Origin of the sequence: Parabacteroides sp. AF17-28, from assembly GCF_003479205.1 — a bacterium.
GTDB classification, from domain to species: domain Bacteria; phylum Bacteroidota; class Bacteroidia; order Bacteroidales; family Tannerellaceae; genus Parabacteroides; species Parabacteroides acidifaciens.
Genome location: NZ_QUGV01000009.1, coordinates 94937 through 120824 on the forward strand (window position 1 = coordinate 94937; position 25888 = coordinate 120824).

The following is a 25888-nucleotide window of genomic DNA, read 5'->3' on the forward strand; positions in this document are numbered from 1 at the left end:
TGCTTTTTCTTTTAAAATGGAACAATAAAACTTGCTTATCCGATTTATAGTATTATCTTTGTATCAGAGTTTGAGTTACGTATTATTATCGTATAGTTCTTCTTTTCAAAAAGTAGGTCTCTCCATTAATTTTCCTCCTCATACCCTATTAGTAATTAATAAAAATAAAATTTCAAATGAACATTTACATTACAGGCTTGAACTATAGCATTAATGATGCTGACTTAAATGATCTGTTTGCGGAGTATGGAGAAATTACTTCTGCAAAAGTTATTATGGACAGAGAAACAGGGCGATCCAGAGGATTCGGCTTTGTAGAAATGCCGAACGATGCAGAGGGCCAAAGAGCAATCGATACGCTTAACGGAACGGAATTGGAACAGAAAGTTATTTCAGTAAGCGTTGCACGTCCCCGGACGGAAAGACCTTCAAACGGTGGTGGATACCGTGATAGAGGAGGTTATAACAATAGAAGATATTAGTTTTCTTTTATATGAGGATATGTCAAAAATTATAACAGGTTTTTGACATATTCTTTCCTTACAGTTTAGTTAGCACCTGCCCCTTAATGCAATATCAGGACTCTCAAATCCTGTATTTTCCTGTGTTAGAAATTTTTTTGCATTCTACTCAAGTCTTTATATGATAGATTGATAATTAATAAAATAAATATATATTACATGGCAAAATCCGTAACATTTAATAAACGAGAAAACGAAAAAAAGAAACAAGCCCGAAGAGCAGAAAAGCAAAAGAAGAAAGAAGATAGAAAGTTGCTTGGGAAAGCCAGTAGCTTTGATGATATGATCGCTTATGTTGATGAAAATGGAGTCATAACATCTACTCCCCCGGAATTCAATCCTAACAAAGAAGAGATAAAGCAGGAAGAAATTCTTATATCAGTCCCTAAAAAAGAAGACATAGAGACCCCTTCCGTTCTGAGAGGACGCATAGATTATTATAATGAATCGAAAGGTTATGGTTTTATTAAAGACCTTGATGGTAATGAGAAATACTTTTTCCATGTGAGCAATAATTCTCTTGCCGATATTTCTGAAAATGATATTGTTACCTTTGACCTCGAACGGGGCCTGAGAGGTATGAATGCTATAAATATTAGTCTTGAAAATGAATCGGAAAACGAAAAATAAAATTTAAGATATGAAAAAAGGTGAGACCATGAGGTCGGATGCAAATTTATCCAGTCAGTTAACAAAGAATGCTCTGAAAGAACATAAGAAAAGAGTAGGGGAAGTGGTGCTTGTCGCTATTAGCCCGCGTACGACAATCGAACTCCCTGCTAACCTGTCGCAAGCAGAGAGGGATGTCCGCATAGAACTTTACAAAAAGCTGCATAGCTCTAAGGTATAGAATGATAAAAGAAAAGGTTGTCGATGAAGACAACCGCTCTTTATTTGAATGATAAGCTATTCCATTAATGCAAAGCAACACCAAAGTACAGGCGCTTGTCCATGATAGTCACCTGCTATTCTTCGACGGTCATAATAATACTGCTTATCATTCTTTTTATTGGTTCCGACACACACTTCTGTAACATCTCCTTCTTCATTGATATAAGGAACTAATGCCATCCAGGCTTTGTGCACAACCGGAGAATATTCTTTTTTATCCAGCCACCCCGATTTGACACCTGTGATCATGGCGTATGTGAACATCGCTGTGCCTGATGTTTCCGGCCAGCATTCAGGATCATCTATCAGCTGATTCCACATGCCGCCCGGCAATTGATATTCTTTCAGGCTTTTCATCATTAAGAGATATCCTTCCAATATGCGGGGGCGGTCCTTATTGTCTTTCGGTAAATAACGAAGCAATTCTGTCATGCCTACAGCCATCCAGCCGTTTCCACGTCCCCAGAAAAACGGCACGTCCGGAGCATGGAAGAACAGGCCGTTGGGACGTTGGAGTTCATCCAGATACATCACCATTTCACGGGCGGCCCGGTCTATATATTCTCTTTTCCCTGTGCTTTTGTATGCTTGTGATTGGATGATCGTGATCATAAACATATCGTCGATCCATAGACGGGTTTGCCAGGAGAATCCTTTTTCGGCCCATTCTTTCTCTTTAGTTGTTGCGCTGTCAGGCACTTGCCATTGCGTATCTGCATATGGCATACCCATATCCAAATAACGTTTGTCATTTGTGATTTGGTAGAACTCAAGCGGCAGACAGCCAAACATATTCAAATCTACGTGGTTCATGCGCGGTCGATAGTCCGCTTCAGTGGTAAATAGTGGTTCGAACTTGTTTTGAAGTTGTTTGAACAGCTCGTTGTCTTTGGTTACAGTCGCATATTTTAAGGCTCCATACCAAGTACAAACTTCTGCATAATGGATGCCATCTTTTCCGTTCTTGTTATGAAACATATGCTTGGTAGAAACAAATCGTTTGCTTACCAGTTTCCCTATTTCTTTAGGTGTATAGCCTTCCGGAAAGTTGTCGAAATCGGATTTGGAACTCGTTGCGCATTGTGTAAAAAATAATAGACATGCTAATGGAATAAAGAATTTTGTTTTCATGTTAGTTTAATAAATAGGAAGCTACCCGTTGAATTCGGGTAGCTTCGATTAGACATATTTAATTAATAGTAACCTTGATTTTGTTCTTCAGCATCCGTACCTCTTGGATTCAAGCGGTCTATGTGCTTTTGAGGAATCGGGCGAAGTTTATGGTGTGATTTGAAGGTTACGGCTCCTTCAGTGTTCCATTTTTTAACGTACTCTTCCAGTTTTTCGCATCGTACTAAATCAGTCCAACGGCTGGTTTCACCTAACAGTTCACGTCCGCGTTCATCTAATATGAAGTCGATGAAGTTACTTTGGAGATCTGCCGCCGTTACTTGAATACTTGCAAAGGTATTATTGGTATCTCCCATTTGTCCGCCTTCTTCACGCCAGTATTGAGGCATTTTGGTTTCGCCATCTTGCCATGCTGCACGTTTACGGACTATATTGATATAGTCGGCTGCCGTCTGGAAATCTCCATTACGCCCGGCTGCTTCCGCTGCAATCAGATAAGTTTCTGCCAAACGCATTTTGACCCATTCGCGTCCCCCTTGTCCGTCATTTACGGATAAGCGTAAAGGATCGAAATATTTCAGCAGGGGAGGATAGTAGCGGTTGTTTTTAGTAACATCTTCTCTATCCCAGGCGAAATATTTGTAACGATACGTTTCTGTAGTCGGGTTGATACTATAATAGATAGCAGTATCTCCCACTTCCAGTCCTGCGCCTTCGCGGTTGGCATAATAGACCCATTTAAAGCTCTTGTAGAAACGGGAGTCGTTTTTACGGTCAAACAATTGCAACATTGTTCTTTGTGATTGAAGATGCCTTCTGTATGGGCGCCCGTTTTCAAGGTCTCTCCTCATACCCGGTTGGTCTTCATACCAGGAACCCCAATATAAATGGAAGGTATTACCGTCTCCCCGGTAAACAGGATCGGTAGTGAACTGGACTGAAAAGATCACTTCTTTGTTGCCTTGATTATTGATATCCCACAAGCTGGCGAAATCAGACAGTAATTCATATTGCCCGCTTTCAATGACCATTTTGGCATATTTCAAAGCATTTTCCATATCTGTAGGTTGCTGTCCGCGTTGGTCGCTGACTGCACTTCCGCGTGTAAGATACACTTTGGCTAACAGGTGGGCGGCGGCATATTTGGCGGCTTTTCCTGTCTTGGCCGGTTTCTCGGGAGAATATTCTACCGAATACTCCAAGTCTTTGATGATCTGATTATAAATGTCGGCGACTGAAGCACGCGGGAAATCAGTTCTCACATCGAAAGATACATCCAATACCAAAGGTATATTTCCGAATTGTTGTACCAGTTCGAAATAGAAAAATGCACGAAGGAAAGACATTTCGGCGAGAGCCACTTGCTTTTGGTTTTCCGTCATCGAGGTAGAGCCTTCTACTTGCTGAATTACTAAGTTCGCAGTATTAATCGCTTTATAATGGTTTTCCCAGAATTCATATAAAACACTGGCATCCGGGTTCAACTGGCTTCCGTATTTGTTGAAGGCGTCAGCTTGCTTTCCTGGATCTTCTCCTTGTGTGAATAGATCAGTGCCGTATTCTGTCAGTACATTATATCTTTCGTTTCCCGCTCCCCAGCGCATAAAGCTGTAAGTCGCTGTAGCCGCAGATTCAACACCTGCAACAGTCCCATAATAATCAGGAGTTAAACGGGGAAGGTCTTTCTCCTTCAGATAATCATCACAACTTGTCAGTCCGAAGCATGCGCTTGCCAGACTAAGAAGAACGATCTTCTTTATATTATTAGATTCTTTCATTGTTTCTTATTTTTTTGATTAAAAACTTATATTAAGACCTACCAACCAGGTTGAGGGGGTTGGACGTGTATAGCCGGCATATGTTCCGTCGACACTTTGATTCAGCGTATTTTCCGGATCAACTCCGCTAAAGTTTGTCCACATCCATGAATTTTGTGCCTGAACATAGATACGGCAACGTGAGATATCCCATTTCTTTGTAATCTGACTTGGAATGGTGTATCCCAAGGTTACGTTACGAAGTTTAATAAAATCACTTTTTTCGTAATGTAACGTTTCATAATACGGGAGATAATCGACACCTTCGATCGGACGGGGAAATGCGTTTGTCGGATTTGTCGGAGTCCAGTAATCGACTTTCACATTACCGTTTCTGTGAGCCTGGTTCAGATAACTGATGTTGTTTTTAACCATAGCACCGAAGTTACCTTCGAAGAAGAAGCTGAAATCAAAATCTTTATATCTGAATGTGTTATTTAAACTCAATATGAATTTAGGTCTTTGCTGTCCTTGGATAACACGGTCGTCAGAAGTGATTTTGTAATCGCCATTATCCCACAGTCGGATTGTTCCCGGAGAAAAGTTACTTCCGTTTTTATTGAACTTTTCCATTTCGGCACGATCTTCCGGAGTATCTTGCCAGATACCGACTTTCTTATAATCATAGAATACGTTGATTGCTTCACCGATGAACCAGGCGCTACCAGGATCATCTTCTTTACCGTTATATAACTCTACGATCTCTTCTTTATTGGCATACATCATGAAGTCTGTCGACCATGTGAAATTCTTGTTGTTGACATTCAGTGAGTTCAACGTAAGCTCAACTCCCTTGTTACGTGTCTTTCCTACATTCGATTTTATCTGGTTAAAACCGGAAACAATGGGCAATTGTCTGTCTAACAGCAAGTCTTTTGTGTTTTGTAAATACAGATCAATTGTTCCGTTAAGCCTGTTTCCGAAGAATCCGAAATCAAAACCGGCATTCCATTGGCCTGTAGTCTCCCAGGTCAATGTCGTATTAGGCATTTTATCAGGAGCATAGCCAAAGATCGATTCGCTGCCGTAATTATAAGGCTTTTGTGTCAATGTTCCTTTTGTTTCATAAGGATCTACTTCCGAGCTGGCAACAACACCGTAGCCCATGCGCAATTTCAGGTTACTGAGGAATGTCGCATTTTGCATGAATGACTCTTCATTAATACGCCAAGCCAATGCCGCAGCCGGAAAAGCGACCCATTGATGTCCTTCTGCCAGACGTGAAGACCCGTCATATCGGGCTGAGACGGTAGCCAGATATTTCCCTTTAAAACTGTAATTCAAACGAGCCATGAAGGAGGCCAACTTCCACTGTGTCTTACCGCTTTCCGTTTTTTCGGGATTGGAAGCGGAACCAACGTCATTGTATAACAATTCGTCAGCGGGGATCCCCTGGACAGGTATTTTGTTATATTCCCGGAGGTATTCATTGATTGATTGGAGCAAGGTAACACCGATCGTATGATCTTCAAAAGTTCTGTCATAGAACAACAAGTTCTCCCAGGTAAACATGGATCTGTTTTCCGTACCGTTTCTGGCATAGTTCATGGTATTGCCCCGTGCTTCAGCCGATTGGAAATTATAATCCTGTCTGGTCTCATAGTCTATACCTAAATTCGTACGGAACCGGAGTCCTTTCAGCGGTAATGTGATGTCGGCATAATAGCTACCGATAAATCGGTTTATCTTTAAAGGATTCGAGACTGCTCCTTCAGCTAACCGGAGCAATGGGTTACGCCATTGGTCATCCGTCCCTGAGACTTTTTCCAACAGATTGCCGTCGTCGTCATAAAAACGTCCCATAGGCATGACACGCCAAGAGTTGAACAGGGTTGAACCTCTTTCCTGTGTGGAGTGGGTATATCCTGTAAATGCCCCGAACTTGATGTATTTATTAACCGAGTGTTCGAGATTCAAACGGATTGAATAGCGTGAAAAGTCTTCATCTTTAACAAGCCCTTTGTAATCATAGTATGAACCGCTGAATGTGAAGCTGGTTTTGTCTGTACCTCCACGTACGCTCAGCTGATGATCGGTAACCATACCGGTACGTTGTACGGCATCCCACCACTTACTGCCTGAGCGGACTTTTGAAGGATCGTAATTGCCGTTTTCATCGTAGGCCATTCGTAAAGACTCCAACGTGTAAGGATCGTTGGCGAAAGACCCGATCTTCTGGTCTTCTTCCCAACTTGGTGTTGCCGAGAGATATTTACCTGTGGAACGGTAGGATTCGCGAACGGTTTCCGCATAAGCTGCACCATCCATATATTCCAACTGGTTCAGCACGGTCTGGAAACCTATGTATCCGTTATAGTCGACCTGGGTTTTTCCGGCTTTCCCTTTTTTAGTAGTTATCAGGATAACACCGTTTGAACCTCTTGCACCATAGATCGCAGTTGCAGAAGCATCTTTAAGAATATCTATCGTTTCAATGTCCGAAGGACTGATTTCATTGAGACCTCCCACGACAGGAATACCGTCCACGATATAAAGAGGATCGCTGCTACCGCTGATAGAGCGTTTACCTCTGATGACAACAGAAGCGCTTTCACCGGGTTTCGTTGTTGAATTGGATACGAATACACCGGGAAGACGTCCTTGGATGGCCTGAGTTGCACTTGTAACGGGCGATTTGGAAATTGTTTCCGAGTTGACAGAGGAGACCGAACCGGTGAGATCTTTCTTCTTAACGGTTCCGTATCCTACTACGACAATTTCTTCAAGTCCCAATGTCTCTGCTTCCAACGTAATGTTCAGGTTTGACTGGCTGCCCACTTTTATTTCCCGTGTTTGATAACCGATATAGGAAATAACAAGTACCGGATTTGTTTCCGCGACAGACAACGAGAATCTGCCATCTATATCGGTCACAGTACCTGTAGTTGTTCCCTTCACCACGATATTCACACCGATTAAAGGTTCTTTTGTGTTATCGACAATTGTCCCGGTAATGGTTCTTGTCTCTTGCTGTAATATCGGAAAAGAGGAATTTGCCTTTTTTGATTTGGCGATTGAAACCTGGCGGTCGTTTATGGTATACGCCAGATCTGTATCGGCAAAAAGATTATTCAAAATAACATCAAGAGTTTTAGAATTGACTTTTATGTCAACCTTCTTTTCCAAGTCTTGACGGACATTGTCGGAAAAAAAGAAAACATACTCCGACTTTTTCTCAATAACTCCGATTACTTCTTTTATCGACTGCTTGTTGACGTCGAGCGAAAGTAACGTATTTTGAGAATAGGTCATAGAAAATGAATATCCAATGCTTAAGACCAATAAAATGATTATGATTTTCATAATATGTAAGGTATAACGTAGACCGTTAAACCACGATCTATCGAGATAATGATTTATTTTCATATATTTGTAGTGATTTTAAAAGTTTAGTACGTGATAATAACTTTGGAATCTTATGCCGGGTAATACTGCAATATTGTCCGGCATACTTTTTTTCATAATGGATGTTTCATAGGCATTTCAATTTAAATTAGACTTATTGTTAGCAAATGTGATTATTCCTATTTCTTTTGTACCAATATCCGATCTGCTTTCTGCGAATATTTAATCGGAATCGTGTTATATATGGTTTTCATGACATCTTCCAGGTTATCGAATAAAACTAATTTCCCGTTGCATTTCAGTTGTGCAATGTTTTCATCATAATCGATGGGTGTATCATAATAGCGGGACAAACGTTTTAATATATTGGATAACGGCTCGCTTGCAAACTGAAGGTAACCCTCTTTCCAACTGATATAATTATTGACATCTATCTGTTGGACGGATATTTTATCCATCGATACGGATAACATCTGGTTGGGCTTTAAGCGAGCTTTTTCTTTATTAATGCTGACATCCACACATCCTTCCACCAATACGACTGAATAATCTGTATCTTCATCATAGGCTGTGACATTGAATTGAGTTCCCACGACATTTATAGTCATGTGGGAGGTGTTGACATAAAAAGGCTTGGCCTTATTTTTCTCAACTTCAATATATATTTCACCGTCGACCCAGATTTCTCTTCTATCGATTTTGAATGTTGTCGGGAATTTAAGTGTGGAGCCGGAATTAACCCAAACTTTGGAACCGTCGGCTAACGTCAGGCTCGATCGTTTCCCTTTGGGAACAATCAAGGTGTTTAATGCAGTTTCTTCTTCTTCTGTTTTTGAAACTTTTATTTGTTCAACTCCTGCGTTTGCGGTGATTTCTCCTTTCTTGTCATATTTAATATCTGCATCTTCTTCGAATGTGATAGTTCTGTTATTGGCCAACACTAATTGTATATCTTTTTGATTGACAGTGCTGCTGTCTGCTACAACAAGCAGGTTTTCGAGTGGAACTTCATTCTTGCCTGAAAAGAATGGTTGCAACAGAACCAGAAGCAGGGCGGCACAGGCTACTGCTGATACTGTCAGATATATCTGGAATCGACGTCGTTTATTCCTGTTTTCTATATCTTTCTGTATTAAATCAAATAAGTTCCGTTTCTCTTCCGGAGAAAGTTTTTGAGTGTTCAATTTTATTGATTTTAAGATGCTTATCGCTTCTTCTATCTCATCTGTCAGATGTGGGTTTACCTTAATAAATTGCTCCCAATAAAGATTGTCTTCCTGAGTCGGAAACAATCTCCATTGTATAAAAGACTTATTCTGTAACCACTGATTCGATAGCATATTCGATTAATTTTCATAATATAGACGATCCGGAATTTTTTTTGTTCCCATTTTTTCTAAATATTTTCGTCACGCATGCGTTTTATTGCTCTGGATATAAGTTTTCTTACAGCAGGGGCGGTCATATCCAACAGGTCTGCCACATCTTCGTACTCCATTTCTTGTATGAAGCGTAAATAGACAGCTTCTCTCTGTCTATCTGTCAGGATTTCCAGTAAAGTCTTTATTTCTGTTTCAAGAGCCAGCTTGTCTTCATTGGCGATCAACTCATCTAAAACAGAAGGTTCGATTAAAAACGGTAAGTCCGGAGCTTCAACGATATTTTCTTTATTGAGGGATTTATAGATGTCGAACAGGCGGTTTTTGAGCATTCGGAATAAATAGTATTTCAAATGTGTGATTCCTTCCAGTTGCTTCTTGTTTATATAGAACTTGAAAAAAGTATCTTGTATCGCGTCTTTGAGCGTTTCCCGTTCGAATCCTAACCCTATGCCATAGGCGAACAGTTCGTCGACATATTTATTATATATCAATGAAAAAGCATTGTTGTCTCCTTTCAGGAATGAAAATAGCAGGAACTGCCCCTCTTCGTCGTTTGCTTTTTTATTTTCGTCGTGTTCGCTTATATTACTCACTCAAAAACGGATCTTCTTTTCTTATTGAATACAAATGTAGTAAAAAATACTATTCCGGAATGAAAACCATTTGTTATGTATCACTATTAAGCTATTTATTAGTTATTTCAGTATGGATGTAACCCTTGAAAGCATTTTTCGCGTCATGATTTTGTTATTCAGGAAACTGACTATGTAGCCGGTGATACAAGCGGCTATCAGCGAGCCTTCCCTGACTCCTTCAATCCGTCGTGTGAAGATCAGCGATAGTAGAATTGCAATCGTTACCAGGGTAAAGTCAAATACGACTTTGAACTTGCCGAATTCTTTGTTATAACGGCGTGAGGCATAATTGACAAATCCTTCGGCACTCATCATCGCTACCTGAGGCTTAATCTCTAACACGACACCGATAGACTGGACAACGCATCCGATCAATAATAACCCGATCGACATGATGTAATTGGAAGGCTGTAAACCTTCTGTTATTGCCATATTAAAATCGATAAAGGCAGAAAAGAGGAATGAAAACGGGATTTGCAGAAGGATCGAAATCCTGTCCTGGCGGCTTTGTGTTCCGCGTATAAGCCAGAATTGGCCTAATATAAGTAATACATTGACAATGAAAGTGCAAGTCCCTAAAGAAAGCGGGCTGTTGAGGCTTAATACATAGTTTACACTTGAAATGGGAGTTGTCCCTAATGTAGAGTGTATGATTAATACAATTCCGGCTGCTAAAAAATATAATCCGATGATAAATACCAAATACTTTTTTAAAATGATTTTTATATTCATATCTCACGACAATAATTTAATCAGATCTAATTGCTTCCCGCAATTAAGTGTATGCAAATGTCGTTATTTTTTTGTGAAGCAAATATGTATTTTGGGCTAAAAAACATTATTCGTGAGGGCTATTTTTATTGTGTATTCGCCGGAAGGATAGAAAGATTTTGTATCTTTAGAGCAACTAAACAGGGTATCTTATGTTTGAACATTTTGATTTTCAGCAGATGATCAGTGCATTCATTGTATTGTTTGCTGTGATTGATATAATTGGTTCTATACCAATTATCATCAATCTGAAGGAAAAAGGTAAGGATGTGAACGCCATGAAGGCTACGGTTATCTCTTTTTTGTTGATGATCGGGTTCTTTTATGCGGGTGATGTTTTGCTGCGGCTTTTCCATGTGGATATCGAGTCGTTTGCAGTGGCGGGATCGTTTGTGATTTTCCTGCTCTCGCTGGAAATGATCCTGGACATAGAAATCTTTAAAAACCAGGGTCCGATAAAGGAGGCGACGCTTGTGCCGCTGGTCTTTCCTCTGCTGGCCGGCGCCGGTTCATTTACTACGTTGTTGTCTTTGAGGGCGGAATATGCCAATGTCAACATCGTGATTGCGTTAATACTGAATATGGTATGGGTGTATTTTGTTGTCCGTATGACGACTCGTATCGAACGTTTTTTCGGGAAAGGCGGAATTTATATTATCCGGAAGTTTTTCGGCATTATTCTACTGGCAATATCGGTCCGCTTGTTCACGGTTAATATCAATCTGTTGATGGAAGCGATACAAGGGCATTGAATAGGAACTATAAAGCTTCCTTTTTGCTTTTTACCTGTCCTTTTGGGACAACCGAATAGCTGCTGTAATCTCCGGCTAACTGGTTAGGCATCAAGTTTACGGATTTAACAGCAATGCCGTTCCCTTTTTTCGTAAATACCAGACACTGGTCGTTTAGTTTTCTTTCTTCCAGATTGAATACCATATTCGGATTGAAATGCTGTCCGTTCACCCGTACTTCAAAATGGAGATGTTCGGTTGTTGCCCGTCCGGTGCGTCCTGTCAGTGCGATCGGCTGGCCTGCTTTTACGTGGTCGCCCGGTTTAACGAGGTTTTTGGAATTATGGCTGTAGACGGTTTCCAACCCGTTATAATGGCGCACTACGACTACATTCCCGTATGCGTAGTAAGGTTTTGCCAGACGGACGATCCCTTCAAAAGCGGATACGATTGTGTCGTTTGCACAAGTTTTCAAGTCCACACCCGAATGATGTCTTCTGCGCCCGGCATAAGGAGAGATTACTTTGGCTCCGGGTAAGGGAAATGCATAATCCTCTTTTTGTATGAGGCTGAGGTCGATCAGCATGGATGTTTCGTCAGCCATCAGCTTCGGATCCGCTACGGCGATATCGCTTTTCTCTCTGGCTGAAAAGTTCTCTGTTATATTTTTGCGTGGAGATGTTTGCGGGTTCAGTTCCGGTTCTTCCGGGAACAAAAAAGCGAAATCTGTGGCAGGAAGAGGCACTTCTGTTACCGGCAGGACCAAAATTGATTCTTGTTGCGGGACAGGTTGCGTTTGAGCCGTCCACAAAGAGTGGCAGGCACTTAATACAAATAATATGATGATTAACAGTAGACTATAGTGTGTTTTAAACATCTTGTGAAATTGTTAGCGCTACAAAAATAGGGAAAAACGGCTAAAGAAAATATCTCCTTTTTATTTGTTTACATATCATTCCGATTTCTTTATATTTATTATTGTATCGGAATTTGAGAGGGATTGAGTGAAAAAAGGCTTCCGAAATTGCTTCGGAAGCCTTTGAATGCCAAACTATTTGTGATTACTCACTTATCATTTGAATAAAGAACGGGCAATACCCAGTTCCAAACCGCGTAATTCAGCCAAGCTGCGTAGACGGCCGATGCAGGAATAACCCGGGTTTGTTTTTTTATGCAAGTCATCGATCATCTGGTGGCCGTGATCCGGACGCATGGCGATCGAGCAACCGCGCTCCTGCTCGATTTCGAGAAGCGCTTTCATAACTTCATAAACATTTACGTCGCCTTCCAGCAAGTTTGCTTCGTAGAAGTTTCCGGCTTCGTCGCGTTTTGTACTGCGTATGTGGACAAAGTCGATACGGTCGCCGAAGCGTTTCATCATACCGGCCAGATCATTATCGCCACGCACACCGAACGAACCGGTGCAAAGGCACAAACCATTGCTCTTGTTCGGAATCGCTTCGATCAGTTTGCAGAAATCTTCTTCCGTGCTCAGGATACGTGGTAAACCGAGAATAGGATAAGGAGGATCATCCGGATGGATAACCATGCGTGCGCCAACTTCGTCGGCAACCGGAGTAATCTCTTTCAAGAAGTAGATCAGGTTGGCACGAAGTCTTTCCGCGTCGATATCTTTGTAGCGGTCCAGTTCTGCACGGAACTGGTCCAGTGTGAAGCTCTCTTCCGAGCCGGGCAGACCTGCGATCATATTCCGGATCAGCAATGCCTTGTCGTCTTCCGTCATTTCATCGAGACGGGCTTTTGCGATTGCTTTTTCTTCGTCCGTATATTCCTGTTCGGCTGCAGGGCGTTTCAGGAGATAAAGGTCGAAAGCCATGAAAGCGGCACGTTCGAAGCGCAACGCCTTGGAACCGTCCGGCATGGTGTAAGCCAAGTTGGTACGCGTCCAGTCCAGAACCGGCATGAAGTTATACGTGATCACACGAATGTCGCAAGCAGCCAGATTGCGGATACTTTCTTTATAATTATCGATATATTTCTGGAAGTCTCCACTCTGTGTCTTGATATGTTCGTGTACAGGAACACTTTCCACAACGCTCCAGCGCAAGCCGGCAGCTTCGATCATATCTTTACGTTTCTGGATTTCCTCTACTGTCCATACTTCTCCGTTCGGGATATGGTGCAAGGCATTTACAATTCCGGTTGCGCCGGCCTGGCGGATATCGGAAAGGCTAACTGGATCGTTTGGTCCGTACCAGCGCCAAGTTTGTTCGCATAAATACATAATGTCTTGTTATTAATTAGGATTAAATAGAGAATGCATCAAACCCACCGTCTACAATCGCAATTGTTCCGGTTACGAATTTAGAAGCGTCGCTGATCAGATACTGGATTGTTCCGAACAATTCTTCCGGTGAACCCAGACGTCTGAACGGAGTATGTGCAATGACTGATTCGGCACGCGGAGTATAAGAACCGTCCGGATTAGTCATCAAAGTACGGTTCTGCTCAGTTAGGAAGAATCCCGGAGCGATCGCATTCACGCGCAAACCTTCACCGAATTTGATTGCCAGTTCGCCAGCCAGATATTTAGTCAGGTTGGAGATAGCCGCTTTGGCAGCACCGTAACCGACCACGCGTGTCAACGGACGCAAAGCTGATTCGGAAGAGAAATTAACGATTGCGCCTTCTTTCTGTTGTGCCATTACATCGGCAAATACCATTGTCGGAAGAACTGTTCCGAACAGGTTCAGATCAACCACTTTGCGAAATGCATCTATGTTCAGGTCGAAAATAGTGCTGTCCGGTCCGATAGTCGCACCTGCCATATTTCCGCCGGCTGCATTCAGCAATGCATCGATACGGCCGTATTTAGCTAAGATGTCTTTTTTGTTCTGTTCCAGGACTTCTTTGTTCAACACGTCAGTCAGGTAGAAGCTCGCTTCTCCTCCTTTTGCCTTGATTTCGGCAACAATCTGTTCTCCTGTTTCTGCTGCACGGTCGAGAATCACGATTTTAGCACCTTCTTCAGCCAAGTGGCCTGCAATACCCCGACCAAGGATTCCGGCTCCGCCGGTAATGATAACGACTTTGTCTTTAACGCAAAATAAATTAGCCATGTTTTTATTGTTTATGTTGTGATAATTCCATTGTTTCTGTTGTATTGTGCTCGCGCACACATCGGGCACAAAAGTATAGTATTTATTTATCAAACAAAAAGAAAACAAGGAAAAAATACCTTTTTATGTTTTCAAATATAATTGTTGTAGTATTTGATATTCTCTTTTATCAGAATGTCGATCGGCATGTAATTGATCTGCTCGACTTTCTCTTTCAGGACCAGATGGCGGAACAGAGCCCGTATGCAATTGAATCCTTGTACTTCCGGCCGTTGGGCGATCAGATGGGTGATATTGCCGTTGTTCAGGCAGGTGATGTTCGAATCGATCACATCATAACCGATCAGCCTGAACTTTTCTCCTTTTGCCTGGAAATATTTACCTAACAAATGAGCGCGCGAGTTGAATATGATACCGGCACTGACTTCCGGATGTTCCTTGAGGAAAGCATCCAGGACCTGAGTGTTCTTTTCCGGTTCGTCGGCATGCAGTTGTACGGAATAAATCCGTCCGTCGTAGTCCTTTTCTGTGAGATAATTACGGAAACCTTCTTCCCGTTTCATGACTTGTGTCACCTGCATTTCTCCTTTGCGGATAAAGCGGAAGATGGCGATGTTCTCTGTCGGATTGATCTGTTCGTAAAGAAGACGACCGGCGATGTATCCGGAGTCATACGAGTTGGTCCCGTAGTAAGCCACGCAATTCGTGTTTTCGATGAATGCGTCAATCAAAACATATGGAATCTGTAATTGGTCCAGCCGGGAGGTCAGCTTGACCACGCTTTCGCGGAACTGTGTTGCAATCACGACACCCTGGCAGTCCGCCTTCTCGATCCGGGGGATAAGCTCGTCGAAGCTGCCTTTGTCATACTGGTTAAAACACATGCGCTCGACTTCAACATTATAGCTGAACATCTCTTGTTCCGCCTTGTCTATGCCTTCGCACAGTTTATCCCAATATTCGCCTTTTGCAAAAGAGGGGATCAGCGTGATGAAATGATAGTTCTTTTTCAGTGCAAGGGAACGTGCTATCAGGTTAGGATGATAGTCTATCTCTTTTAATACTTTTTCGACCTTTTTCTGTGCCTCTTCCGACACCTTACCCCGATTGTGTAATATGCGGTCAACGGTTCCGGTAGATACGCCGGACATTTCTGCTATGTCTTTTATTCTGTATGTCTTACCCATAAGCTGGAAAAGTTACAGCCCGCAGAAGTTTTCTTTTTGCGGGCTGCCTGTCTGTTTTATAATGATTATTGTTGTTCTGTTGTTGTCGAAATAGAATTTAATTTTCTGAATGTATAGCACTGCATCATGTATATCAGTGGTGCGGCAACGAAAAGACCGACAAAAAACAGGATACAGCCCACTATTGCAATACCGATCATCGCCAAAAATAATAAGAACAACGGCATTACCTGTCCTTCAGTCAGCTTCCAGCTTTTTTGCAGGGATTCCATAATGCCGCAATCTTCTTCTACTATATAAGCCGAATAAAATTGCAGGCGGATAGCCAGATAGATGCCCGGGACGATTAGTAATATTATTCCGATACTTACCGCAATACCCATAATAAGGCTGGCGACAAAATAGGTGATGATTTTACGGGACTGTTGTCCGTAAGCAGAGAATTGTGGTTCTTCACCGTCAAGTGTCTGGAACATGTTTTTTAAATATCCCAGCATGAAAACACAACCGATGATAGCACTGATCAGATTAACGATAATCTTACCGACCATCGAACCTTGCGCCGGCATGCCGAACAAACTGATGATTGATGATAGGATAAAATATCCGATAAACAGCCCTGCCAGTACCCAAATCTGTGATTTAGTGTACTTCCATGAAGTGCTGAACACTTCTGAGATCATAAACTTTGGTTCCATGTGAATTGATTATTTAGGTTATATATGGCGTAAAATTAGGATAAATTATTGAATAAACAAATTACCCGTTAAAATTATGTAGCAATTCGAACGAATATATTTTCGATCGGTCAAAGTCTTGATATGTCTCTGATACAGAAATATAAAATAAGCAATTTTTTAGTATAAAAGAATGTATAAACGGGAAAAGTACAATAAAAAGATTCTACATTTGTACGTTTTTTTAGCAAGTGTAGCCCGCTGATAGTAACTATTGGACGATAAAATTCCAATTTTGTGTATAAAAAGAAGAGTTCTAAAGGCAGAAAATGATCATTCCAACGGCATGGAATAAAAGTTCCATCGGCATGAAACAAAAGTTTCACGAGCATGGAACAAAAGTTTCACGGGCATGAAACTAAAGTTTCGCCCGGTAGAAAACGTGAAACTAAACGTGAAAGAGAATAGGTATTGAATATATATAATAATGAATATGGATAAACAAATGTTGAGAACTACTATTACCCAATTGAGGCAAATCGCTTTATTTGCAGTGGGGGTGTCTTTATTAACCGCTTGTGGAAACAGCCAGGGCGGTATGAAATTAGGGGATAATGAATATGCTGTTCTGACAGTCAGTTCAACAACCAGTGACCAGTCAACATCCTATCCGGCAACAATCAGAGGTACGCAGGATATTGAAGTCCGTCCCCAGGTTTCGGGTTTTATTGTGAAGTTGTGTGTGGATGAAGGAGCGACTGTCCGTAAGGGGCAGGCTTTATTCCAGATCGATCCGACGCAGTATGCCGCTGCGGTAGGGCAGGCGAAAGCTGCCGTCGAAATGGCCAAAGCGAATGTAAGTACTTTGACGTTGACCGAAAAGAACAAAAAGGCATTGTTCGATCAGAAGATTATCAGTGATTTTGAATATCAGACAGCCATCAATCAGTTGATGTCGGCTAAGGCAAGTCTGGCCCAGGCGGAAGCCTCTTTGGTCAGTGCGAGCCAGAACCTGTCTTTCTGTACAGTGACGAGCCCGTCGAACGGCGTTGTCGGTACTTTCCCGTACCGTATCGGAAGTCTGGTAAGTCCTTCCGTTGCACAGCCATTGACGACTGTGTCTGAAATCGGCGATGTTTATGTTTACTTCTCCATGACGGAAAAAGAACTGTTAGGATTGACGAAAGCCGGTGGTACACTGAAAGAACAGCTGGAAAAAATGCCGGCCGTGCAATTGCAGTTGTCCGACGGATCGCTCTACCATGCAGAAGGAAAGATCGATGCCGTAAGCGGTGTGATCGACCAGTCTACCGGTTCTGTCAGCATGCGCGCCATTTTCCCGAATGACAAGAATATTCTGAGAAGCGGTGGAACGGGTAATATCGTTTTCCCGTACACGATGGATAATATCATTATGATTCCTCAGGCTGCTACGGTAGAAATCCAGGACAAGAAGTTCGTTTTCGTCCTGCAGTCTGACAACACAGTGAAGAATACGGAAATCCGGGTTTCAAATCTGGATGATGGGAAGAGCTATCTGGTTACGAACGGCTTGAAGTCCGGTGACAAGATCGTGATCGAAGGCGTACAGAAGCTGAAAGACGGCCAGGCTATTGAGCCGATTACTCCGGAACAGCAGAAAGCCAAGTACGATCAGGCTTTGAAAGACCAGCATGACGGTAATCTGAAGACCGCTTTTAATTAATTACTTCCATTTGTTCGTTAAAAACAGAAAATATGAAATTAGATAGATTTATAAATCGCCCGGTGCTCTCTACGGTGATCTCCATCGTAATTGTAATCCTGGGTATCTTAGGCTTGTTGACCTTGCCTATTACCCAATATCCGGACATTGCACCTCCAACCGTGTCGGTGAGGGCCACTTATACGGGTGCCAATGCGCAGACCGTATTGAATAGTGTGATCGCGCCTCTGGAGGACCAGATCAACGGTGTGGAGAATATGATGTATATGACTTCAAATGCATCAAACAACGGTTCTGCCGATATTTCCATTTACTTCAAACAGGGAACGAATCCGGATATGGCGGCTGTCAATGTCCAGAACCGTGTCTCTATGGCACAAGGTTTGCTGCCGGCCGAAGTAACCAAGATCGGTGTGACGACGCAGAAGCGCCAGAACTCCATGTTGATCGTGTTTGCCGTGTATGACGCGGAAGACCGTTACGACCAGAAGTTCCTTGAAAACTACGCCAAGATCAACCTGATCCCGGAAGTGCAGCGTGTACCCGGTGTCGGTGATGCAAACGTGTTGGGTACCGACTATTCCATGCGTATCTGGTTGAAGCCGGATGTGATGGCCGAGTATCATTTGGTTCCGACGGATGTTTCGACTGTTTTGGCTGAACAGAACGTCGAGGCGGCTCCGGGATCTTTCGGTGAACAGGGAAACCAGACGTTCCAGTACACGATCCGTTACAAAGGACGTTTGCAGACAGCCGAAGAGTTTGAGAATATGGTGGTTAAAGCCCTTCCCGACGGCGAAGTGCTCCGCCTGAAAGATATCGCGGATATCGAGTTGGGACGTTTGACTTATAACTTCTCCAATAAAGTAAACGGTCATAATGCCGTAGCTTGTATCGTCTACCAGATGGCCGGTACGAATGCGACCGAGACTATCAATAACATCCAGGACCTGCTGGTGGAATCCGAGAAGACAATGCCGCCGGGAATGAAAGTCGAAGTGTCCATGAATGCCAACGACTTCTTGTATGCTTCTATCCATGAAGTAATCAAGACACTGTTGGAGGCCTTTATCCTGGTGTTTATCGTGGTGTATATTTTCTTGCAGGATTTACGCTCCACGTTGATTCCGGCTATTGCCATCCCGGTTGCCTTGATCGGTACATTCTTCTTGCTTTCAATGATCGGATTCAGTATCAACTTGCTGACCCTTTGTGCTATGGTGCTTGCCATTGCGATTGTGGTCGATGATGCGATTGTGGTCGTCGAGGGGGTCCATGCCAAACTGGACCAGGGATATAAGTCGGCCAAGCAAGCTTCTATCGACGCGATGAGCGAGTTGGGCGGTGCTATCGTTTCCATTACATTGGTCATGATGTCCGTGTTTATCCCCGTAAGTTTTATGGGCGGAACAGCCGGTACGTTCTATCGCCAGTTCGGTCTGACGATGGCGATCGCAATCGGTTTGTCAGCCTTGAACGCCTTGACTTTGAGTCCGGCGCTGTGTGCGATGTTCCTGAAGCCCCATGAAGAAGAGCATGAGAATAAGAAGACGACGTTTGTCACGCGTTTCCATAAATCGTTCAATGCGGCTTATGACTCGTTGCTGAAGGGATATAAGAAACGTGTCTTATTCTTTATCCAGAAGAAATGGTTAGCGTTCGGGACGGTTCTCGGTTCTATTGCCCTGTTGATCTTCTTCATGGAAGTTACGCCGACAGGTATGGTGCCGAATGAAGATACCGGTACGATCATGGGAGCAGTGACATTGCCGCCGGGAACATCAATGGAACGTACGCAGGAAATTATGCAGCGCGTCGATAGCCTGATCGCTTCTGATCCGGCTGTAAAATCACGTACGGCAATTACCGGTTTCAGCTTTATCGGTGGTCAGGGACCTTCTTACGGTTCGTTTATCATTAAATTGAAAGACTGGGATGAACGTTCGATCATGCAAAGTTCGGATGTTGTTTACGGTAGTTTGTTCATGCGTGCGCAGAAGATTATAAAGGATGGACAGGTGTTGTTCTTTACTCCGCCTATGATCCCGGGTTATTCGGCATCCAGTGATATCGAGTTGAACATGCAGGATAAGACAGGTGGTAGCCTGGAGAAATTCTTTGATGTGTCAAAAGATTATATGGCAGCATTGATCGCCCGTCCGGAAATTAAATCCGCGCAGACGACTTTCAACCCCAACTTCCCGCAATACATGATCGATATCGATGCGGCAGCCTGTAAGAAGGTGGGCATCAGCCCGAGCGATATCCTGATGACGCTCCAGGGATATTACGGAGGTTTGTATGCATCCAACTTCAACCGTTTCGGAAAGATGTATCGTGTAATGGTACAGGCTGATCCTACTTTGAGAACGAATATGGAATCGCTGAAGAATATCAAAGTAAAGAATGGAGATAAGATGGCTCCGATTTCCCAGTTCATTAGTATGACAAAGGTATATGGCCCGGATATTATCAGCCGTTTTAATATGTACACATCCATGAAGGTGATGGTTGCTCCGGCCGACGGTTTTACCAGCGGTCAGGCGTTGAAAGCGATTGCAGAGGTGGCTGCGACCAACCTGCCTGCCGGTTTCGGTTACGAATTGGGAGGTATGGCGCGTGAAGAGGCTGAAACCAGCGGTAGTACGACAGGTTTGATCTTCCTGCTCTGTTTCGTATTCGTTTACTTGCTGCTGAGTGCCCAGTATGAAAGTTACATCCTGCCGTTGTCCGTATTGCTCTCCATTCCGTTCGGTTTGATGGGTAGCTTCCTGTTCGTGCAGGGATGGGCCGCTTTGGGTAATATCCCGGCTCTGAAGATGATCTTAGGTACGATGTCCAATAATATCTATATGCAGATTGCCTTGATCATGTTGGTGGGTCTGTTGGCGAAGAACGCGATTCTGATCGTTGAGTTCGCCCTCGAACGCCGCCGTATGGGTATGAGCATTACGTGGGCTGCCGTCTTGGGTGCCGCTGCCCGTTTGCGTCCTATCCTGATGACATCATTGGCTATGGTTGTCGGCTTGTTACCTATGATGTTCGCATTCGGTGTAGGTGCTCATGGTAACCGTACGTTGGGTACTGCTGCTATCGGCGGTATGTTTATCGGTATGATTTGCCAGATATTTATTGTGCCGACCCTGTTCGTGGTATTCCAGTACTTGCAGGAGAAATTCAAACCGATTGAATGGGAAGATTTGGACAACAGCGACCTGAATACGGAAATAGAACAGTACGCAAAAACAAAATAAGAGATGACAATGAAGAATCAGATTATATATATGGTGTGTGCAACCGCTCTTCTGAGCAGTTGCCACATCTATAAAGCATACGACCGTCCGGACACGATTGAAACTTCCGGTGTTTACCGGGACCCGGTATCGGCCGTAGACACGTTGGCGGCAGATACGACCAATATGGGAAACCTGCCTTGGCAGGACATTTTCCGTGATCCGAAACTGCAGGCATTGATTGAAGAAGGATTGGCAAACAACGTAGATATGCAAGCCGCCATTCTCCGGGTGGAAGAAGCAAAGGCGCTGTTGACTTCGGCCCGTTTATCTTTCCTTCCATCACTTAACCTGGCCCCGCAGGGAACTATCACCAAGATGGAAAGCACCGGTTATGTAAAAGCTTACACACTGCCAGCTGCCGCAAGCTGGGAGGTTGATTTATTCGGAAAACTGTTGAACGCAAGCCGCGACCAAAAAGCTACTTATTTGCAGAGCCAATATGCACAGCAGGCCGTACGTTCGCAACTTATCGGCGGTATTGCCAACACCTACTTTACCCTGTTGATGCTCGATCGCCAGGTGGAGATCACAACCGAGACTGTCGGTATCTATAAGGAAAATGTCCGCGTCATGGAAGCCATGAAGACGGCCGGTATGACAACGGAAGCTGCCGTTGCCCAGATGCGTGCCGTGTATCATCAGGTATCCGGTTCGTTGATTGAGTTGCAACGCCAGGTGCGTGAAGTGGAGAACTCCTTGTCCGTATTACTGGCAAAAGCTCCCCAGCAGATCGACCGCGGTACGCTGGATGAACAGCTGATACCGGAAGAACTGATGGCCGGCGTTCCTTTGCAATTGCTGGAAAACCGTCCGGATGTGAAGATTGCCGAAATGACGCTTGCCAGCGCTTATTATACGACCAACCGGGCCCGTGCCGCTTTTTATCCGGGTGTGAACATTACGGCTACTGCCGGCTGGACGAATGGTTCCGGCGTATCGGTGGCTAATCCGGGACAGTTCATGTTCCAGGCATTGGCTTCCCTGGCACAGCCTATCTTCAACAACGGTAAGTTGATTGCCAACCTGAAAGTGTCGAAAGCCGAAGAGAAGATCGCCCAGATGAATTACCAGCAGGCAATCCTCGAAGCCGGAAAGGAAGTAAGCGACGCTCTTCATCTCTATGATGCGACTAACAGAAAGCTGATCCAGGACAAGTCTCAGATCGAACAACTGGAAAAGGCCGTTACCTACACAAATGCTTTGTTCCAGTCCGGACAGTCCACTTATCTGGAGATCCTGTCTGCTCAACAGAGCCTTTTGAGTGCACAATTGACTGAAGTTTCCGACAATGTCCAGCGTATGCAAGCTGTCATCAACTTGTATAGTGCTGTCGGTGGCGGAAGAGAATAATAACTTTTAAATTCGAATTATTATGATTAGTCCGTTAGCTTATGTAGATGCAAGTGCAAAATTAGGAGCGAACGTAACCGTTCATCCGTTTGCATATATCGATAAGAACGTGGTAATAGGCGATGACTGCGAAATTATGCCGCATGCCAGTATCATGAGCGGTACGCGTATGGGAAAACGGAATCGTGTCTTTAACGGTGCCGTGATCGCTGCCGAACCGCAGGATTTCCAATATAAAGGAGGTGATACGATCGTTGAGATAGGCGATGACAATGTGATCCGTGAAAACGTGGTGATCAACCGCGCCACGACTGCCGAAGGCAAGACGATTATCGGTAACGGTAACTTCCTGCACGAAGGCGTCCATGTCTCCCACGACACACATATCGGAAACCATAGCGTATTCGGTTATGGCAGCAAGATTTCCGGTAACTGCATGATCGAAGATTATGTTATTTTCGGTGGAAATGTCCTGGTAAGTCAGGGGTGCCGTGTCGGGAAATGGTCGATGACGCAGACCGGTTGCCGCTTCCGCAAGGATGTGCCTCCTTATATCGTGGCCGCACAGGAACCGACGACCTATTACGGTGTCAACTCCGTGATCCTTTTGCACGAAGGTGTAAGTGAAAAGGTAATCAAGCACATCAGCCATGCCTACCGTATCATTTACCAGGGCAATACGAGTATCTTCGATGCTTTGCTGATGATTAAGGACCAGGTTCCGATGAGCGAAGAGATCCAGCATATCATTGATTTTATCGGTGAGTCTAAGTTGGGTATTATCAAATAAATATGTTTTATATTCAAGAGAGTGAACAAGTTCGCTTCTTGACAAATATAAAGTAAACAGACCTCGTAGAGGCGGTTCGTGAACTGCCACTACGAGGTCTGCTTTTTTGATTCAAAACTTCTTAGTTTTAAGCCTCCTGAAAATAACAAAATATACAATAACCCCCTGTTTCGGCTATTTTTCTATTTCGTCCGAAATCTTGATCGGTTTTGGATTGACTCTTTTCACGATTTTAGCCCATTCGGATGACAACAGAGAAAATGAGGTGCCGAGCCCATATCGAAAAGCATACAATTTGATTGCTCAAAACCGGAAACAACAGCAAAGTGATAAAACTTAACTCCCGGAGAATCGAATATTTGCAGACAAAGGCGGACTGCGTTCCAAATATCCCAAGGAAATTTTAGGGGCTTGTTGTTGTGAGGTGCGCAGAAAATAGTCTTGAAGTAACGCTTCATCGCTCTGAAGGTTGACTTCGTGCTATATGAAGTCCGACTTCAGAGCAACAATGTTCCGGGTCAGAGCGATAAAGTCCCTCTTCATGGCGATAAGGAGCCTGATCATAGGAAAAAGCCCCTTTTTGACGGCTGAAAAGTGGATTGACATTTATTTTATTCGGGGTGTCTTTTGAGACTAAAAAACACGTTTTATACAATAAGCCCTCTGCCGTAGGCTCTCTTTTGCCGTTTCGTTTCAACGAACGTTTTTAGAGCTTAGGGGGCAAAGCCTCTTCCTCTGTGGGCTTGAGTCCCTTTAATAGGATTACTTGTAGATATTTGAAAGGGGGATCAAACCCACAGAGGAATCCGGCAAAGCCGGGTGCTTATCAATCCGTTGATTGAAATCAACGGCAAAAGAGAGCCTGCGGCAGGGGGGCTTATTGTATAAAACGGATTTTTCAGCTTCAAAAGACATCCGAAACAAAACAAATGTTAATCTGCTTTTTTGACCTCAAAAAGGGACTTTTTCGCCTTTTTTGAGTGTTTTCCGCCATTACGACCGTCCTCTTTGCCACCACGACCGTGCTAATGTGTAGTGCACTCGGCACCTCGCGAAGATTGGGACGGTCGTAATGGAGATTTGGACGGTCGTAATTGGAAAGAGGACCGTCTTTAGGGCAAAAAAGGCCCTAAATTTCCTTGGGATATTTGGAACGCCGTCCGTTTTGTTTTCAAATATTCGATTCTCCGGGAGTTAAGCTTTATCACTTTGCCGGCGTTTCTAGTTTTCGGCAATCAAATTGCACGCTTTTCGAAACGGACTGCGCACCTCGCTCTTCTTATTGTCAGAAAGGGAAGCTTAAACCGCAAAAAAAGTCAATCCAAAATCGATCAAGATTTCAGACGAAATAGAAAAATGGCAAAAAGGGGGTTATTGTAATATTCATCAGATTTGCAGGAGGTTCAAAACTTGACAAAAACGAATAAACCTGTTCCCAGGTTTATTCCGGTGTCCATGTGTCCATCCACCTCAATACGGGCAATCCGTTCTCGAACAGGATGGGGAGCCAGATATAACGGGCATCGGAGGGATGCTTCGGTGTCCAGCGATCGGCCATAAAGACAAAGGCGTCTTTTTTACCGGCTATCGGGAAGATAAACGTGCTTTGCGAATGGAAGGTAAGGGCTGCATCTTCTCCCTGGCATGGGTTCGGATGCTGTTTCCATGGTCCCCAGATGGAAGGGGCGGAGAACATGCGGGCTTCATTCGGAGCCCAACCCGTACAACCGGAGGTGATCATGAAATAAGTTCCGTCTTTCTTGAAGATGGCAGGAGCCTCGTTATGCCCGCCCGGAAAAATGCGGATGTATCGTCCGGTATGGCTCTGGTAATCGTCGGTCAGCTCGGCGATCTGCAGCGTCAGGTTTTCTTCCGACGAATAGATATGGTAGGCTTTTCCGTCGTCATCGACATAAATGGTCATGTCACGCGACATCTGGCCGCCTTCCATATCCCGGCGGACGAACAGTCCTTCTTCCACGGCTTTACGCCATTCGGGCGTCCACCATTCCTTAAAATCATCAGCCTTTACTTGCAGGGAGCGATATTCTTCCGGCATATTCTCCGGCCAGAATCCGGCACAAGGACGATAGGAATGGACGAAACGGTAAGGACCTGTCACCTTATCGCTTACGGCGACACCGACACGGGCGGCAGCATATCCTTTCCCTTTCAGTTCCAGATGGAACCACATGACATATTTATTTGTCTTTTTATTGTAAACGACTTTCGGTCGTTCCAGGATGCAGCCACTTTCGATGTCGCTGTAAGAACCGACCGGCATAACCGGCATTGCAATACCTTCGTTCTTCCAGTGAACCAGGTCGCGGGAAGAATAGCAGGTCACGCCATCGAGGGCAACACTGGTCGTATCACTCTTAAATTCGCCGAACCAATAATAAGTACCTTCGGCATAAAGCATGCCTCCACCGTGGGCATTCACATGGACGCCCTTGTCGTCCGGCCATATTTCACCGGGATGTATCCCGCCTGTTTGTGTTTGTGAGTAACAGCACAAAGAGGTCAGAGCGAGACAACACGTAATTATAATTTCTTTCATATCAATTTATTATGTACAA

The 25888-nt window shown here is 43.8% G+C and carries 20 protein-coding genes; 8 read left to right on the plus strand and 12 right to left on the minus strand.

From position 1 onward, the window contains the following. Window positions 1-176: 176 nt before the first annotated feature. From DWW90_RS08515 to DWW90_RS08525, 3 genes are all read left to right on the plus strand, one after another. A complete protein-coding gene (locus DWW90_RS08515) occupies window positions 177-482 on the plus strand; it encodes an RNA-binding protein (protein ID WP_122344674.1) in 306 nt (101 codons plus the stop codon). Window positions 483-680: 198 nt separating this feature from the next. Continuing rightward, on the plus strand, window positions 681-1151 hold the full coding sequence (locus DWW90_RS08520) for a cold-shock protein (RefSeq protein WP_122344732.1): 471 nt from the start codon (window positions 681-683) through the stop codon (window positions 1149-1151). Between the two features lie 10 nt (window positions 1152-1161). After that, entirely contained in the window at window positions 1162-1371 is a 210-nt protein-coding gene (locus DWW90_RS08525; RefSeq protein ID WP_115499584.1) for a hypothetical protein, read from the plus strand. Between the two features lie 56 nt (window positions 1372-1427). Here the strand turns inward: DWW90_RS08525 and DWW90_RS08530 are convergent, their stop codons facing one another. The 6 genes from DWW90_RS08530 to DWW90_RS08555 all read right to left on the minus strand — a co-directional run bounded on the left by DWW90_RS08530 (window position 1428) and on the right by DWW90_RS08555 (window position 10454). Next, window positions 1428-2543: a glycoside hydrolase family 105 protein gene (locus tag DWW90_RS08530; RefSeq protein WP_122344675.1), complete on the minus strand. Its 1116-nt coding sequence runs from the start codon at window positions 2541-2543 to the stop codon at window positions 1428-1430. Window positions 2544-2605: 62 nt separating this feature from the next. Then, window positions 2606-4321: a RagB/SusD family nutrient uptake outer membrane protein gene (locus tag DWW90_RS08535; RefSeq protein WP_122344676.1), complete on the minus strand. Its 1716-nt coding sequence runs from the start codon at window positions 4319-4321 to the stop codon at window positions 2606-2608. An 18-nt stretch (window positions 4322-4339) separates the two neighbouring features. Further along, on the minus strand, window positions 4340-7726 hold the full coding sequence (locus DWW90_RS08540; protein ID WP_122344677.1) for a SusC/RagA family TonB-linked outer membrane protein: 3387 nt from the start codon (window positions 7724-7726) through the stop codon (window positions 4340-4342). A gap of 158 nt (window positions 7727-7884) precedes the next feature. After that, the gene (locus tag DWW90_RS08545; RefSeq protein WP_122344678.1) at window positions 7885-9045 is read right to left on the minus strand and encodes a FecR family protein; all 1161 of its coding nucleotides are present in this window, start codon (window positions 9043-9045) and stop codon (window positions 7885-7887) included. 56 nt (window positions 9046-9101) lie between these two features. Continuing rightward, the gene (locus tag DWW90_RS08550) at window positions 9102-9680 is read right to left on the minus strand and encodes an RNA polymerase sigma factor (RefSeq protein WP_233547683.1); all 579 of its coding nucleotides are present in this window, start codon (window positions 9678-9680) and stop codon (window positions 9102-9104) included. Between the two features lie 102 nt (window positions 9681-9782). Beyond that, entirely contained in the window at window positions 9783-10454 is a 672-nt protein-coding gene (locus DWW90_RS08555; RefSeq protein ID WP_122344679.1) for a YitT family protein, read from the minus strand. A gap of 191 nt (window positions 10455-10645) precedes the next feature. Here DWW90_RS08555 and DWW90_RS08560 point away from each other — a divergent pair, with 191 nt between their 5' ends. Then, entirely contained in the window at window positions 10646-11245 is a 600-nt protein-coding gene (locus tag DWW90_RS08560; RefSeq protein WP_115499578.1) for a MarC family protein, read from the plus strand. 7 nt (window positions 11246-11252) lie between these two features. Here the strand turns inward: DWW90_RS08560 and DWW90_RS08565 are convergent, their stop codons facing one another. The 5 genes from DWW90_RS08565 to DWW90_RS08585 all read right to left on the minus strand — a co-directional run bounded on the left by DWW90_RS08565 (window position 11253) and on the right by DWW90_RS08585 (window position 16189). After that, window positions 11253-12101, minus strand: a complete 849-nt coding sequence (locus tag DWW90_RS08565; protein WP_122344680.1) for a M23 family metallopeptidase — start codon at window positions 12099-12101, stop codon at window positions 11253-11255. Window positions 12102-12296: 195 nt separating this feature from the next. After that, the gene (gene uxuA / locus DWW90_RS08570; protein WP_122332802.1) at window positions 12297-13469 is read right to left on the minus strand and encodes a mannonate dehydratase; all 1173 of its coding nucleotides are present in this window, start codon (window positions 13467-13469) and stop codon (window positions 12297-12299) included. A 22-nt stretch (window positions 13470-13491) separates the two neighbouring features. Continuing rightward, window positions 13492-14304, minus strand: a complete 813-nt coding sequence (locus DWW90_RS08575) for an SDR family oxidoreductase (RefSeq protein ID WP_115499575.1) — start codon at window positions 14302-14304, stop codon at window positions 13492-13494. A gap of 131 nt (window positions 14305-14435) precedes the next feature. Then, entirely contained in the window at window positions 14436-15491 is a 1056-nt protein-coding gene (locus tag DWW90_RS08580; RefSeq protein ID WP_122332801.1) for a LacI family DNA-binding transcriptional regulator, read from the minus strand. A gap of 65 nt (window positions 15492-15556) precedes the next feature. Continuing rightward, complete coding sequence (locus tag DWW90_RS08585; RefSeq protein ID WP_122344681.1) at window positions 15557-16189, minus strand: hypothetical protein; 633 nt, start codon at window positions 16187-16189, stop codon at window positions 15557-15559. A 472-nt stretch (window positions 16190-16661) separates the two neighbouring features. On the opposite strand from DWW90_RS08585, the gene DWW90_RS08590 reads away from it, so the two are divergent. From DWW90_RS08590 to lpxA, 4 genes are read left to right on the plus strand one after another with little or no spacing between them, the layout of a single operon-like run. Further along, window positions 16662-17873 (plus strand): efflux RND transporter periplasmic adaptor subunit, encoded by a 1212-nt coding sequence (locus DWW90_RS08590; RefSeq protein ID WP_115499625.1) that lies wholly within the window; start codon window positions 16662-16664, stop codon window positions 17871-17873. A gap of 32 nt (window positions 17874-17905) precedes the next feature. Then, complete coding sequence (locus tag DWW90_RS08595; RefSeq protein WP_122344682.1) at window positions 17906-21127, plus strand: efflux RND transporter permease subunit; 3222 nt, start codon at window positions 17906-17908, stop codon at window positions 21125-21127. Between the two features lie 3 nt (window positions 21128-21130). Then, entirely contained in the window at window positions 21131-22519 is a 1389-nt protein-coding gene (locus DWW90_RS08600) for an efflux transporter outer membrane subunit (RefSeq protein WP_122332799.1), read from the plus strand. 22 nt (window positions 22520-22541) lie between these two features. Beyond that, window positions 22542-23309, plus strand: coding sequence for an acyl-ACP--UDP-N-acetylglucosamine O-acyltransferase (gene lpxA, locus DWW90_RS08605; protein ID WP_122344683.1), 768 nt, complete (start codon window positions 22542-22544; stop codon window positions 23307-23309). 1441 nt (window positions 23310-24750) lie between these two features. On the opposite strand, the gene DWW90_RS08610 is transcribed toward lpxA, so the two are convergent. After that, window positions 24751-25869, minus strand: a complete 1119-nt coding sequence (locus DWW90_RS08610; protein WP_122344684.1) for a glycoside hydrolase family 43 protein — start codon at window positions 25867-25869, stop codon at window positions 24751-24753. Window positions 25870-25888: the final 19 nt, after the last annotated feature.